Consider the following 14,837-nt stretch of genomic DNA (forward strand, 5'->3'; position numbering starts at 1 on the left):
TTGATCGGATGGTTTGTGCCAGGCGTTTTGATGTCGGAGGCGGCAGGGCATATCCCAGCGGATGCGGCGAGTCGACCGGCGCCTACCTTCGCCGATACGATGCGGGAACGCGCATGCGACAGCCAGGAAGTCTCGACAACTCGATCAGGGGAGGCGCAGTGCCCGGTGACCTCGACATTGAGGCCGCAGTACGTCGTATTCGCGAGCACGCCGACCACGGCACAGAACACTTCGTTGCGCGACCCGATGCGGACGCCGCTCCTGAGACCGTTGTTGAGGGCGCGATCTATCGGTATCCCGAGGTGTCTGCGGATGGCGAGACCGAGGTCGCCTTGACGATTTACGTCGGAATTGGTGAACTCGGAGCGACTCTCTGGCGCCAGGAGGCGTTGACGTTGGAGCGAATCGGCAATCTAGGGCATGGGGCTCTTCCCACGATGCTTGACAGTGGCTACCTTGCGGCCACAGCTGATGAGCCCGGAGTTGCCTTCATTCGCACTCGAGCCGTGTTGCCGACGGTCGATATCGACGGAAACCCGGTCGATCTCGCACAGTTTCTCCTTGATCGGCCAAGCGACGCGGTGAAGCACTTGTGGTTGCTGGCGGATGCGCTAGCGGCTATTCATGATTGCCGAATCATTCACCGGAACTTGTGGTCCGGAGCCGTCGAGTACGAACTCGTCGGTGCGTCAGCTCAGTCCGAAGACTCGGAGGTTCAGGCGAGGGGACTACGGGTTCAGCTCGCGCGGTTCGAGATGAGCGGCATGTTCTCGAACCTCCTGCGATCGTGGCGGCCAGGTCGGGTTGGGCCGACTGAGGTGCGGAACTTCCTAAGGGCGCAGCCGCCCCGTAGCCGAATCTTCGCGTCGCCTGAACGGCTGAGGTTCATCTTTGGCACTGAGGCCTCCAGCGAGCAGGACTTCGCCGGCGACGTGTTCGGCCTCGGGATGATCGCCGTGGAGTGGCTCCTAGGTCCCGAGACGCTCGGGGATGAGGGGGACTTCGGCTCACTGGAGTCGCTACTCGTAGCTCAGGACCGCATTCGAACCGCGGTTGGTGCCAGCAATCTTCCGAGCGAACTGAGGTCGCTCCTATTGCGCATGATCGATGCCACCCCGCCAAGGCCCACTGCATTCGATGTCGTTCGCGAACTCGGCCGCGTCTACGATGCCGCGCTCGTCGATTTCCAGTCCGGGACCGGACTGGCGGAGCCCTATCTCGTGGCGTACCAGCCCGGAGAGCACCGATCCGACAAAACCCTCAAGGAGTGGGGCTACTTGTCGGAGTCCACTTCGACGCAGTCGGGAGAGGCCGAACTCGCCGAACTCATCAAATTCGACATGCGGGGGGCGCGACTTCTCCGCTCGGAGGATGGAGCGAGCCCATTCGTAAACGACGGCCGACCTGATAGAGCCAAGAGCGCGAAGACGGTGATCGAGGGTCGACGTTTCGTTTGGTTCCTCGACACAATGTTCAAGCAGCAGGGGCTCCAGAAGCGAACGTTGTACCCGGAGATCCAGATCGTCCGCTATGTGGTCGACAAAGGGTTCATGCCGAGGTCGTTGGAGACGTTCATTACCAGCCACATGTCGAGGGTGCTTCCCGAGGTCGAGGCAGTGAGCTTCAATCTCGCCAAGCCCGTACACGATGCGAAGGTGAAGGGGCGGTTGTCTTGGCTTCCGCTCCTCGCCAGTCTGCAGGTCGAGGCGCCGTCTGAGGACGCACTCCTCCACAGGCGCCAAGCTATGGAGTGGTACGTCGACTATCAAGCAGCGATACTCCGTAGCAGGGAGTATGCCTACGAAGTTATCGACGATTCCGTTCCGAGTCGCCCCCAGATCGTCGCGAATCATCCCGAGGAGCAAGATCGCGCAAGGCGATCGTTTGATTCCTTGACCAGGATGCTCCTGGACGACCCGGAACGCCCGTCTCTTAGCGATTTCATCAGGAGCCAGGAGGCGGAGCAAGTCTCGACGATCGAAGTTCGGATTGCTGAAGAAGGTTCTCGCCTACGTGATGGGATGCGCGCCACCGTCGACTCTGTCCGAGGGACGACAATCGTGCTCCGCGCTGATCGGCCGATTCCCCAGCGAGGCTGGATCATGGTCGCAGGAGATCGTGCGTCATCCTCACAGGTGCGCGCGCAGCGTGACGCCGTTGATGAGCTATCTCGCCGGCGCGACCTCCTAACGCAGCTCTCAAGTCCTACTAGCGCTCCGCGGGGCCGACCGCGGTGGGATGTCACTGCATCGGGCAAGCTGGTCGGCGAGGGCGCCAGCGTCGTTCGAGAAATGCTTGCGCACGAGACGTTCTTCGTTCTCCAGGGTCCGCCAGGAACCGGAAAGACGACGATTACGGCACAAGCGGTCGCGGCCTTTCTCCGGAGAGAACGAGGAGCTCGGGTGCTCGTGTCGGCGCAATCCCACGATGCGCTCGACAACCTCGCAGAGCGCATTCTCGACACGCTCGGACTCGAGTCGAACGGCTCCAACCGGACCCACACAGCGCTGCGCGTGGCCAGTCAATTCGGCGAGTCTCGAGTCTCCGCACGCGTGAGCGAGTACCTGGAGCGGGCAGCCGTGGAAGCGTTCGTAGTGTCGATCAAGCGGCTCGTTCGAAACTGGCTAAGCCAGCGTCAAGCAGAGCACGCTGACCTGGTTCCTATCCTGAAGGAGTGGCTCTCGACGATCGATGGGGTTGGACTCGACCTTCGACTCCGACTACGTCGCGGCGCGAATCTGGTTTTCGCAACCACCGGCGCTTCGACCGAAGGCAACTTGGTCACGCGCGGTTCAAACGAACCGTTCGACTGGGTGATCGTCGAAGAAGCTGCCCGCGCCTGGCCGTCCGAACTGGCGTTGCCACTCACGCGAGGCACTAGATGGACGCTTGTCGGCGACCAGGCGCAAATCGGCGCGTACGGCCGATCCGACGTCGAGCGCTTGCTGCATCGTCTCGAACACGACCCTGACCCGGACCTGCAAGCACTCTTCGAACGCCGGGTCGACCTCGCCGAGGGGTTCGACATCTTCGGCGGATTCTTCACCGTGCCGGGTGACCACAGCTGGCGTCACACTCTCCACGAGCAGTACCGCATGGACGAGCGGATTGCCGAGGTTGTCTCTTCTGCGTTCTACCAAGCATCGGGCGGCCTCGAGTCGCCGCGCCGGCGGCGACCGCATGAACTGCGCCACCCAGAGTGGCTTCGCGATGAGGCGCTCGTCTGGATCGACAGCGAGAATCGCAATAGGGCCACACCATACTGGCGAAACGATGCGGAGGCCAGGGACGTCGCGTCAATCGTGAGACTGCTCATCCCCGACCTTCAAAGACATGGGAAGAGCCTTGCGATCCTCACTCCATATCGGGAACAAGTCGAACTGCTACAGGCATCGACCGCCGAACATGCGCAACTTGTTTCCACTATTGACGCCTTCCAGGGTCGTGAAGCTGACGTTGTCATCGCTTCGATGGTCCGAGATCACGTGAGCGATAGGGATGCGCCGTCCGCGAGTGCGGGCCACGTCGCAGACTCCGGCCGCGCGAACGTTCTCATGTCGCGGGCGCGATCTCTACTGATCATCATCGGGAATCTCGATCTTTATGAGAACCATGCTGGACCCGAATGGCAGCAGATCATCGCGACCACGCGATCCCAAGGACGAATTGTGAGCCTTCCTGAGGCGGAATTGGCATGAGCGAGATCGTGGTCTATGCCCAAGCCGCCGTGATTGACGTCCGCATCGAGCTTGCTCCGGTTCACGCAACTGCCGAGTTGGAGCGGCTGGTGATGCGAGCGATCGCAGCAGGAATCGATGAGCTGGATGCCCTCGCGGACGTATTCGGGGTGACCCCCAGGATCATGGCGGATCTCCTCGGCGATCTCTGGACCAGCGGGCAAATCACCGTTGACCTCGGGGTCGACCGGGAAGCGATTGCACTTTCAGCCGCCGGCCGTCAGCACCTTGGGCGGGCCGACAATCCAGAAAGCGCGCACAGAACCGTCGCCGTGAGCTCGGTGCTGTTGGAGAAACTCACTGGACGTGTACTCGGTGAGCGCGATGGGACCTTCGCCCGCGATCGCCGACTCATCGTCCCCCCCATGGACGATGATCGGGACGTTCGGCAAGTGCGAGTATCCGAACTCGAAGAGGCTGTGCGACGAAATCTTGAGCCTCGCGGCGGTTCTATCGAGTTCTTCAACGAGCAACGGATAACGAAAGTTCGACCGGTGCCAAAGCAACTTGGAGCACCGGTTCGGCACAGGTACGTGCCAATACGACTCGCTGTTTGGCGCGACGGCGAGTCGCTGAGAGTGCGGCTCCCAGACGATCCCTTCATAGGTCTTGAGATCCGTGAGCGCGCAGCTGGGCGACTACAGAACGTCATCGCCTCGAACCCCGACAGCGAGTTTGTTCGCGCACTTCATTCGTACGCATCGAAGCAAGCCGACCGCGTAAGAACGGCTCCGGAGCTTGCCGCCGAGCTGATCCGCTCGACCGACGGTCTCGCCTCCGTCGACCCCGGGTTGAGGCAGAGCACACACGACCGGCTGTCGGCGATCGCGCGCACGCTCACTGACTACATCGCGAGTCTCGTTGACCGTGAGATGGATGTCGAGGTCGTTGAGAACGACGACGACCACCTGAACGCCATGCAACGGCTATTAGATGCAGCGCAAGTGCAAATCGTGATGGCGCTGCCTCACGTGCGAGTCAAGGGCCTTGCGAAGCTCCGGCCCGCCCTAGAGCGCGCGGTTGCACGCGGGGTTCGCATATTCGTCATCTGGGGCCTCGAGGCGGGCGAAGACGAACTGGCCAAAGATGTGAAGCAGGAACTCTATGCCATCGCGCGGCACGGCAAGCAAGGAGGCAACGTTCGATTCGCAGGCACACCAGCAAGCATCCATGCCAAGGTATTGATCGCCGACGACCGCGGCGCGCTGGTGACCAGCAAGAACTACCTTTCCGAGTCGCGCTTTGCTGAAGTCGGGGTTGTCGTTTGGGCACGCGACGATCGGCCTTCCCCTGCTATTGAGGAGTTGCTCAGTTGGGCTAGTGGAGTCCTTCCCAATTTCGAGCTCGCGCGACAACTGCTGACGTCGGCAGAGGATTTTGCAGTCCGGGATGGCGCGCTCGACTACACCCGACCAGTAACCCCAACCTTCTCGCAGGAACTCCTGAGACAGGACGCGGAGAGCGCCGCCGTGCGGTTGTGGGGGGCGGCGTGGCGTGCGGCCGCAATCGAAATCGCTCGGGGCCTGACTCGCACGAGGCCTGTCGTTCGTCCCTTGCGCGACGGCGAGCACCACGACCTCGTGCGTGACCTCCTGTCCACGGTCAAGCACCGGATGGTCGTGACGTCGCACCGAGTCTCGGGACCCGTAATCGCCAGGGATCTCGCATCCCGAGCCCTATCCACGACCAAGCATGGGGTAAGCGTCGAGCTGATGTTTGGTGAGTACGCAGCGGACACGTCACAGGCGGACCTCGACGATTTGGTGGGCGAGGGCGGGAACGCGGAGGGCGCGTTCCTCCACATCCGAGCCAGGAACCATGCCAAGGTGCTCATCGCTGACGACATCGCTGTCGTCGGGAGCTTCAATTACCTCGCGTTCAGTGGCAAGTCACGGCGCCGTATGAGCAGTGAGGTGAGTCTCGAAATCGTCTCGCCTCAGATTGCCGACGAAGTCGCCTCGATTCTTGGCGCACTTACAGCGAGTTCTCCTCGACGTGAGCAAGTCGCCGAACCACCTAGCTCAGCCGCGACGCTCGAGGAGGCTCGGCAACTCGTAGGCATCCTGGAGTCGGCAGAGTCGGACGTACACGACGTTGTCGACCATGCCCGGCGCGCCGGCGTTGAGGAAACACTTGCAGCCATTCGTGGCGCCGGAGATCCGGTTGCGTGTGAACGCCTGCTGCTGGCCCTGGTGGCAACGGAGACTGAGGCGCCCCACGCCGATTGGCTGTGGGATCTCACCGAGTTGCATGCGAGTCGGGGTGATTGGCGGATCGCCGCCATCTTCCGCCAGGCGATCCTCGACGCAGAAGCCGAGCCGCGAGCCGCCCTGTTCGACGCGCTCGCAAGCGATTCAGAGGATCTCGCTGTAGTCGCGGACTCGCTGAGCGGCGAGTTGACAGCTGCCGAACTAGAAGCGTTCACCGCCCACCTTGTAGCGTGGCATCTCCTGGACGGAAACACAGACCTCACCGCGGTCCTGAACCTGCTCCGCGTCGAGGGTCCTCCGACGATGAAGACTCTGATTGGCGCGGCGCTTACACACGCGCGCGACTTTGGAGCGGTCGACGTCGCTGCATTGAGAGTCCATGAGACACGTGTTGACCGAACGGCCCGAGTCGACGATGGGTGGGGTGAGCTCGAGCACGCGGTCATGAGCCTCCGAAACGTTGACTACCGTGTTCAAGCTGGCAAGCTCACGATCGACTTCGCGTTCAGTGACGGCGAGGAGTTGTGGGAACTCGAGTCGATCGTTGAGCGGCGCGACGTGGGGCAACTCGGGGACTGGATCTACTCTCACGAGCCGGATGATCAGCGCTGGGTTGACCAAACAGCCAAGAGAGCGGGCGCGCCGCCGATTGTCGGCGGTCTTCGAACACGGTTCGCGACACGGCGGCGAGCAATTCGCGCCGCCGCGCACAGCCTCCTCGATACCCTCGGGACCCAACTAAGTGCGTCGCGCGTGTTGCTCCCGGGGGAGCGAGAATCTCTCGACGCGATCTCGACGATCGCGACAGCCCTCGACGTGTCGGACTCTCCACCCACACTCGTGACCACGATTCGCGCGCGCGCTCTCTCACGCCTCGTCTGGCCTGCGGAGCCGCCGCACGACGGACGCACTCCGGAATGGCGCACGCCGCGACTGAGATCGGTGTCCGATGCGCGGCCGATTCAACGCGCCGCCATCGTTGCGCGCGACTTGTTCGAAGTTCGCGTCGCCGAGGACGCGCTACAAGTTCTGCTGGCCGATCCGGACTTGTCGGCGGCTACCGAGTTCATCGACGCAACGACGAATTCGGGACACGCGGATGGACGGGCGCTTGATCGCATGCGGCGGCTGTTCGAGATCGAGCGCGACCGTCGGATTGAAGCGTTCGATGCCCGAACTGCTCACGCTGCCTCACTTGCTGAGCGCCTCGGCGAGGACTTGCCGCCGGCGGTGGAACGGCGTCGGCCCGGTACCGACTTTGGACCTGACCTGGAGGCAGCGTTGAGCACCGCGGAGTCGACCCTGGCTCGCATCCAGCAGGAATTTTCGGAGCGCATTCGTGCAGAAGTGACAACGCGAGCGGACGTCGACGCGTCCGCGGCCGCATACATCGAGGAGCTCATCGAAGCCGGCGAATATGCGAGTGCACGCGACGCTGTGTCGCACCCCGCAGGCCTTCCGTCTTCGGACGGTACGCCTCCTCCCCCCTTCCGCTGGCACAGTTGGCGTCTACACGAACTCGTCTACCGCTTGACTCATGACGACGAACGGCCATCTGGATTCGATGCGTTCATTCCAACGGAGGATGACGCCGCCGGCTGGCAAGTCATCGATGCACTTAAGCAACTGGCCGCGGGAGACGAGGGCGCCGAGCAAGCCTACGTATCGGCGGTACAAGCGCTGGTACGGCCGGATGCCCCCGCACCGCGACTAACCGCTGGCGTCGCCGGAGCCACGGTGCGATTCCAGCTACCTGTGCCACACAGCACACCATCGATCAGCTGGAGCAACGAGTCATCGGTGACGGTCGCCGTCGGGGACTCGCGAACGTCGGCGCTCTTTCGCCTCGCAACAGACCTGGAATGGAATGCCGAGGGGCCAGTCATTGGCGTCGGTGACATACTGACGCTGCTCAACGCACCCGAGCCGACCTCGCGTGTCGACGTCCGGCAGCGAAGACTCCTAAGGCTTGTGGCATCGCGACTGCCGTTCGACCAAGTGCTCGATCGCGCGGCGCGGAGTCCGGGCGCACCTCCGATCGGTCCAGAGAATCTCCGACGACTTCTGTACGTGCTCGGCGTGGACGTTGGCCGGGTGGAGCGCGACGCACTGGTGGAGATGCTTGGCGATCACCCGTTCGTCCTTTGGCGGATCGTGGAGAAGGTCAAGGCGGAGTCCGCCGGATCGATTTCCTTCAGGGAACGACGCGCGAATCCAGGATTTGACAAGTGGATCGCAGATGCGGTGCTCGAAGACCTGGGGTCAGCGTCGAGCATTGTGGTCCTCGGCACAGTCGCGGAATACGGCGAGCGCGCCGGACTAACCCGTGAGGACCTTGAGCAGATGCTCGCAATCCTGGTCGAGGAAAGCTGGGGCGGCGAAAAGGTTCCGACGGACCTGAGTCTGTTCGACATTGACGCAGAACTTGCCCGCTTGTCAGATCAGCGTTACATCGAACCGGATGCCGAGGGGCGCTACCGGATGGTGGCGAAAGCGCCTTGGTACGCGCTGCGGAGGACCCTCCTCGACGACTCGTGGTTCGGCGACGACGTGGGACTGACGTGGTTCGCACACCACGTCCAGAAGCTGGTCCGTACCGCGCTGTCAGACTACCGGCGACGTATTGACGAGACCTTGCTCCGACAACTGCTCCACAACATGCGGGGAACGATAGTGGAGAACGGATTCGCGGACGATCGTGAAGTGCGGGTGGGTCTGGACGATCTCCGCGACCCCGAGTGGCCAGTGAACGTCGCCAATCTGCTTAAGGTTGTCGCGCGCAACTTCGGCGGCGTTCGCGGGATCGAGTTGTTCCTGCCTGATGTCGACGAAGATCTTCGTGTGAGCGGGCCGTATGCACAGCTTGCGGTTGTGCTGCAGGACGCACTCCACAACTCGGTCCAGTCCATTCGCCGTGCATCCCGGGGTGCGCCAGAGGGGTTTGTCAGAGTCGAAGTCGCCGACGTGGGGAGCGATGTCGCGTTCACCGTTCGAGACTCCGGCCCCGGGTTTAGCCGCGAGGTCATAGACGCCTTCGCTAGAGGCGAGGTCGTTTCATCGCCACGGGGCGCAGATCACGGCCATGGAATGAACGCATACCGCTGGTTCGAGTCGGACATGAGTCGTGTCGAACTCGCTAATGACCCTGAGGGTGGCGCGGTCGTAAGGTTCGTCGTCTCGCGGTGGGTGGCTGACTGATGTCGGCGACGGCGCGATCAGCGCGTCATCGACACCACTGCTCGTAGAACTCGCTCGAGAGGCGCCTCAAGCGTCTGAGCTCCCGTCGTGCGAGAGCGTCGACGAGATAGCCGAACTCCCTCTCCATCCGCGACGACTGAGCCTTGCGCTCCGCCGCGGTCGCGCGTTCAGAGGCGATTCGCAGCCTCGCTCGCCGAGCGAGCGCTTCATTTCGCTGCGCGTAGTGGTCGAGCATCAAGCTCTGGGAGTTGAGGAACCCGATCGCGGTCGAGACGATCTCATCCACGGCGCTCGTGTCTGAAGATGATCCCTTCGCGACAAAGGCCCAAAGATCATACTTCAGCGACGTGTGTTCATCGTCGCGCCTCCCGGGCCGCGCCCAACTCATCCCAAGCACCGGAACCACCGTCGCGCTGCTCTTGATGCGATCGGCCACAGTCAACCCGAGGAACTGGTCGTCGTTCCCGCCGAGGTGGAAGTCGACTAAGACGACGTCGAAAGTCTCGAGCTCCTCTTCAACTTCGAGGAATTGCTCGAAAGAGTCCGCCACCAGGACTTCGATCTCGCCTCGATAACCCCCACGAAGCCCTTGCGCAAGCTCCGGCCCGAGCAGGTCCTCGACAACAAGAGCGCGCTTCGGCCGCAACGCTGCTAGCGACCGCATCTCTTCCTTGAGATCGACGACATCGAGAAGCAGCGGCGATCGTGCGACGCCTGTGGGTAGGTCGCCTGACCACAGGTCGAGTGACGCCCGCGCGCCCTCCGCTGATCGACTGTCGCGAGCTTCCCCGGCAAGGGACGTGAACCGCGTGATGTCGAGGTCTATGCCACTCGCTTCGAGGCGGTAGCCACGATCACGTTTGGTCTCGATCGGAATGTGTTGAGCACGCAGTCGTGAAATCTGCTTCTGGAGGGCCTCGTCGCTGGGCGACCACCCCAGCCGCTCTGTAATTTCCCAGCGCCGAAGAAACTCGGGCCACGCTGATGCGAGGCATGCAACTAGAAGGTGCGCGATATCGCCGGTCGTGACGGCGTTGATCCCGGGTCCGGTGACTCTCGCTTCGCCCCCGAGGACGACAACGGTCAGCGCGCGTGGACCCCCCGCCACCGGTTCCGGCAAACCTGACATCGCGCTGACACTAACACCATGCGAAGCACGAGTGCGTCAGGGACGCCACTCCTGTCGGGTCAGGTGGCCGAAGTCATCGTTGCACCGGGCGCACGACACCGTGTCTGCCACAGCCACGAACCAACCTCAGGAGATCCAGTGACTCAGACCTACGACATCCGCATCCCGCTCACCCGACGACCGATGAAGAGCCGGCGAGGTATCGGCACGATCGGCCAGCAGCACAAGACCCTCTGCCCGTCCACGGGCAAGACGCGGTACCGGGACCGTGCAACCGCACGCGAAGCGCTCGACAGCTGCCGGTGGCAGCGCGCGTGGGAGCTCGCCTCGTACCAGGTCAGCTCGCGAACCGAGACCCGGATCTACAGGTGCCCTGATCCCGCGTGTCATGGGGGCTACCACCTGACCTCGATGGGCACGTGGCACGAGAAGGCCGCCTGACCGTGGCGACCAACGAGATGTGGCCCGCGCAGATGACCGACGGGGTGAAAAGCGCGGCGTCCCACGCGCGCGTATCAACCACGCTCGACGGCCCAATGATCGCGGCGGTGGCAGGTCTGGCTCTGGTCGGGGCCGGCCTGGGCATCCTGCTGCAGGTCCCCGCCGTACGCGAGGCATGGGGCCGCGCCCTCACGAACCCGAGCGTACGTCGCGCGTTCCTCGCCGAGGTCGAGATCGTGTTGCGTCGGTGCGGCGGCGCGTAGGGACCTCGTCGACATGCGCAAGGCTCCCTTCTCTCCATGTGTCCGCCTGAGTCGATCAGACCCGGCACTCGGCAGGGTGAGCGGTTCGATCCGGGTCCACGAGAGGGGGTGATCCACGTGGCCAGTCACTGCTCCTACTACGACGGTTCCGACCGCGGGGACTCGTCCTTCCGCGCCGCGAGCGACGCCCGTCTGCACCACCACTCCAGGGGTGAGCACGCCTTCGGCGGCTGGGAGAAAGTCAACGACGGCGACGGCGAGTTCTGGGTGTGCGAGACCGACTGATCGGCCCACTCTTACCCCGTCCAGCGCAGCCCCCGCGCTGGGCGGGGTCACTCGTTCAAGCGCACAATGCAGACAACGGCATCGGCACGCGAACCGTCCGTGCTCGCCGCAGTCGGGTTGCGTGCCCTTCGACGACGACCCCCACGAGTTAACACCGCGCGGACACGCCGTCCGAACAGTTGCTGCTTGGTGGGCAAAGACGCGTCAGTGGATCGGCGAACCTGACATCTCACTGACGCGAGCGCGGCGGGCGCATGACGGAGTCAGCCTTGCAGCGATCCGGCGTCGGGTGCGGTCGCGGATCGTATTGCTCGACCCGTTCGTGCACGAGCGATCGGCCCAACGAAAGGAACTGCCGACAGTGTCCAACCTTGAGATGCGAGAGTTCGAGTTCGAACTCCTTTCGCCGCCCAACCAGGTCCGCCGCGAGCCGCGGGACGCACGGATCCCGATCCGCGACCTCGTCACGTCCGGGATCGGCCTGGGGCCGATCCCGTTCACGAAGATCATCAAGACGAACACGATGGTGCACGAGAGCAACCGGCTCGGCGCGGCGGGGGTTGACATCCTGACGCCTGCTGAGAAGCTCACGCGGACCCCTCCGCTCCGCAAGGCACTCGACGGGCTGGAGCGTGTCTCGCGAGGCCCGGGCGAGTCGCTGGTCAACGAGATCAAGAGTCTCTTCGCCCGCATCAACCTCATCGACGACATGATCGAGCAGGCCGAGATCCTACCGGTCACCGGGCCGAACGGTGAGCGACTCGACCCGTCCGAGGCGGAGGTGCGCCACGATGCTCAACGAGATGTCGTTGCGAGCGAGACGGAGAGCGGCTCGAAGAAGCACTTGATCCGCCGGCGGCGCACGAAGGCCAAGGAGATCGGGCTCCTCATGATCGACTACCCGGTCTTCCTCCTCGCGATGTTCAGCCTTCTGAACGTCAGCGTCCGGCTCCTGTTCGTCGGCGACGGCCCCACGATCATCATGGCGGTGACTGCTGCGATCTTCGCGCTGCTCGGAACGCTCCTCTTCGCGTACCTGATGCGTGCCATGGGCCACCGGCACCGTCGCTTCAAGAACGCAGACGGCGGCGTGAGCGCGCTTGGGGCCACCAAGCACCGCATCTTCGTGGAGCAGATCATCACGATCGCCATCACGGCTGCTGCTGCCGCTGTCATGGCCATGCGGATCGTGAGCGATGGCGTCGAAGCGGAGGCTCCGCTCACGCTGACCGTCGTTCTCGCCGCGTTGTTCGCGGTGCTCGTCGGGGTGTCGGGGTACGTCAACTACATGTCGGAGTTCGAGAACGGCTCCGAGGAGGTAGATCGCGTCCAGCATCTCGCGGCACAGCTCGCGCGACGCACTGCCTCGATCAACAGGCTCGCCACGCAGCGATCGCTGCTGATCGAGGAGGCGGGCGCGAGGATCGCCCGGCTTCACCGCCTTCTCACCAAGGCTGAGGAACGAGCGATCAAGACCGTGACCACGTGTAGTGCAGAGAAGGCGATCACGATCGCGCGTTCGTACCACGGCAGCACCACCGCGGTGCCAACGCCTTCTCTGGCCAGCTCGACGTTCTCCGTCGCGAAGGAGCAGGCCGTGCAGCTCGCTGCACACCACGCCACCATCAAGTCGCGCATTAAGGACTGATGACGGTGGGGATGAAGGACGCCTTCAGGCGCGGAAGTGCCGTCGCCGGGATCGTCGGCGCGCTCGCAGGGAGCACGAACGGTGCGGTGCTGCACAGCACGGCTCCGGAGCTCACCAAGCAGTACGGGAAGTACGCGAGGCACGTGCGGCTCCCCGAGACAGGGCGCGCCATCGGGCGGGAGCTCGACCGCGCCACGCGCGACAAGGCCGCCCGCGAGCGCGGGAACGCGCTCATGACCAAGAAGAACATGAAGAAGCTCAAGTAGAGCCCGTCAAGCACGCTGGCCCGCGGACACCCTGTCCGCGGGCCAGCGATGCGTCGCTTCCGACCTTCCCTGACATCACGCTGACTTGTGTGGTCAAAGAGCGGCGCGGATGTCAGCCGCGCGCACGGGGGACGTCTGCTGAGACCGAACACTCTATTGCCCAACGCGAACCATCGACGCGAGTAACCGCACCATCCCACGGAGGATCAGGATGCCCCACACCACTCCCAGCCGCCTCGTGGCGGCCGCCACTGCGATCATCGCTGTGGCCGCACTGCTCACCGGATGCAGCTCCGTCACTCGTCCCCCTGCGCTGACGATCGCAGCGACCGCAACAAGCGCCGAGTTCGCCCCCCAGATCGACGCCGTCCGTGACCAGGTGATCGAGCACGCCCAGGACGCACTGTTGCCGGGCGACGGCATCGTCAACGTCGTCGGTCCTGACTCGATCGAGGAGATCGATTTGACCCCGATGAGGGGTGACGACGTCGAGTACGACGCCGTGAAGGCCGCGAAGAAGCTCGAAGAGAACCTCGAGGTGCTCACGGGCGCTGTTGGTGATCTCGCCGCCACCGCCGAGGGGCTTGATTCGATCGGTCTCCTCGATCGCGCACTCAGCTTGACCCCCGCCAACGGCACGGTCGTTCTGATCACGAGCGGCCTGTCCACGGTGGCGCCCCTTGACCTGACTCAGGCTGGTGACTGGATCTCCAACCCCGGGGCGCTCGTTGATGCCACGGATCTCGCAAGTCTGCCCACCGCCACCGGCCGTCACCTGCTGTTCGTCGGACTCGGGCAGGCCTACTCGGACAGCGGTCAACCCTCGGCCGGTCCCGCGGCGCGGGCGGCGCTCACCTCGATCTACTTAGGCATCTGCGCACGCATGGACGCGCTGAGTTGCAGGGCGCTCCCGAGCGTTGCCGGGTCGAGTGCCCCGCTCGCCGTCAACGACGTCCCTCTCCTAGAGTTCGACCCCGTCGCGACCGCGTGCGTGAGAACGTTGACGGTCGATGCATCGTTCGCGTTCGGCGGCGATAGCGCTGTGCTTGAACCCGCCGCGGATGCGATCCTCGGCCCCATCGCGGATGCTCTCGCGGAGTGTGCCACAACCGGTGCCATCGACGCGACTGGTTACAGTGCCGATGTGGACTGTGACCACGACCCGACTGATGCCGCTGGCCTTGAGTTCAACCGCGCGCATGCTGTGCTCATCCGCCTTGAGCAGCTCGGCGCGCCTCGCGGGTCGATCGGCGACGCGGCCGCTGGGGGCCATCTGATCGATGACTGTCCCGCCGGACACTTCGTGGAGGACCTCGGTCGCAGCAACCGAGTCGTGGTTCTCACGGCCCGCGACTGAGCGGAACGGAGCGGGTCCACAACTGCCATCTCGCTGGCGCTCCGGCCCTTGTCTGCTCATCCGACGATCGCCGGCGAGCCGCGCGATGCGCTCGCAGATATCGGCATCCGAATCCCATGAGCGGGAAGCCGCTTCGTTTCCGTACTGATTCGAACGAGAGAGTCGCGCGCACCGCAAACGAGTCTCGCGCGCACCGCAACAAGTCCGGCCTATCGGAGGGGCTCGACGAGGTCGCGATACACGGCGCCATCGCGAATATATCTGTTGAATGGCAGAGTGAATCTGCAAGAATAAGGTCGAGGT

General features: G+C 63.7%; 9 protein-coding genes. 8 read left to right on the top strand and 1 reads right to left on the bottom strand.

What is annotated here, in order from left to right; genetic code table 11:
- Window positions 1-158 precede the first annotated feature (158 nt).
- A complete protein-coding gene (locus ACFQ7C_RS15130) occupies window positions 159-3,698 on the top strand; it encodes an AAA domain-containing protein (RefSeq protein ID WP_378902788.1) in 3,540 nt (1,179 codons plus the stop codon).
- Window positions 3,695-9,145 (top strand): ATP-binding protein, encoded by a 5,451-nt coding sequence (locus ACFQ7C_RS15135; protein WP_378902791.1) that lies wholly within the window; start codon window positions 3,695-3,697, stop codon window positions 9,143-9,145. The genes ACFQ7C_RS15130 and ACFQ7C_RS15135 overlap by 4 nt, the downstream gene beginning before the upstream one ends.
- A 25-nt stretch (window positions 9,146-9,170) precedes the next feature.
- Here ACFQ7C_RS15135 and ACFQ7C_RS15140 read toward each other — a convergent pair whose 3' ends face one another.
- Window positions 9,171-10,274, bottom strand: coding sequence for a hypothetical protein (locus ACFQ7C_RS15140; protein WP_378902794.1), 1,104 nt, complete (start codon window positions 10,272-10,274; stop codon window positions 9,171-9,173).
- A gap of 138 nt (window positions 10,275-10,412) precedes the next feature.
- On the opposite strand from ACFQ7C_RS15140, the gene ACFQ7C_RS15145 reads away from it, so the two are divergent.
- The 6 genes from ACFQ7C_RS15145 (at window position 10,413) to ACFQ7C_RS15170 (ending at window position 14,534) form a co-directional block, all read left to right on the top strand.
- Window positions 10,413-10,715, top strand: a complete 303-nt coding sequence (locus tag ACFQ7C_RS15145; protein ID WP_378902797.1) for a hypothetical protein — start codon at window positions 10,413-10,415, stop codon at window positions 10,713-10,715.
- A gap of 2 nt (window positions 10,716-10,717) precedes the next feature.
- Complete coding sequence (locus ACFQ7C_RS15150) at window positions 10,718-10,978, top strand: hypothetical protein (protein ID WP_378902800.1); 261 nt, start codon at window positions 10,718-10,720, stop codon at window positions 10,976-10,978.
- Window positions 10,979-11,095: 117 nt separating this feature from the next.
- Window positions 11,096-11,263, top strand: a complete 168-nt coding sequence (locus ACFQ7C_RS15155) for a hypothetical protein (protein WP_378902803.1) — start codon at window positions 11,096-11,098, stop codon at window positions 11,261-11,263.
- A 361-nt stretch (window positions 11,264-11,624) separates the two neighbouring features.
- Window positions 11,625-12,911, top strand: a complete 1,287-nt coding sequence (locus tag ACFQ7C_RS15160) for a hypothetical protein (RefSeq protein ID WP_378902806.1) — start codon at window positions 11,625-11,627, stop codon at window positions 12,909-12,911.
- Between the two features lie 11 nt (window positions 12,912-12,922).
- Complete coding sequence (locus tag ACFQ7C_RS15165; RefSeq protein ID WP_378902809.1) at window positions 12,923-13,177, top strand: hypothetical protein; 255 nt, start codon at window positions 12,923-12,925, stop codon at window positions 13,175-13,177.
- 211 nt (window positions 13,178-13,388) lie between these two features.
- Window positions 13,389-14,534: a hypothetical protein gene (locus tag ACFQ7C_RS15170; RefSeq protein ID WP_378902812.1), complete on the top strand. Its 1,146-nt coding sequence runs from the start codon at window positions 13,389-13,391 to the stop codon at window positions 14,532-14,534.
- Window positions 14,535-14,837 lie beyond the last annotated feature (303 nt).

Origin of the sequence: Microbacterium sp. NPDC056569, from assembly GCF_042793475.1 — a bacterium.
Classification (GTDB): Bacteria; Actinomycetota; Actinomycetes; order Actinomycetales; family Microbacteriaceae; genus Microbacterium.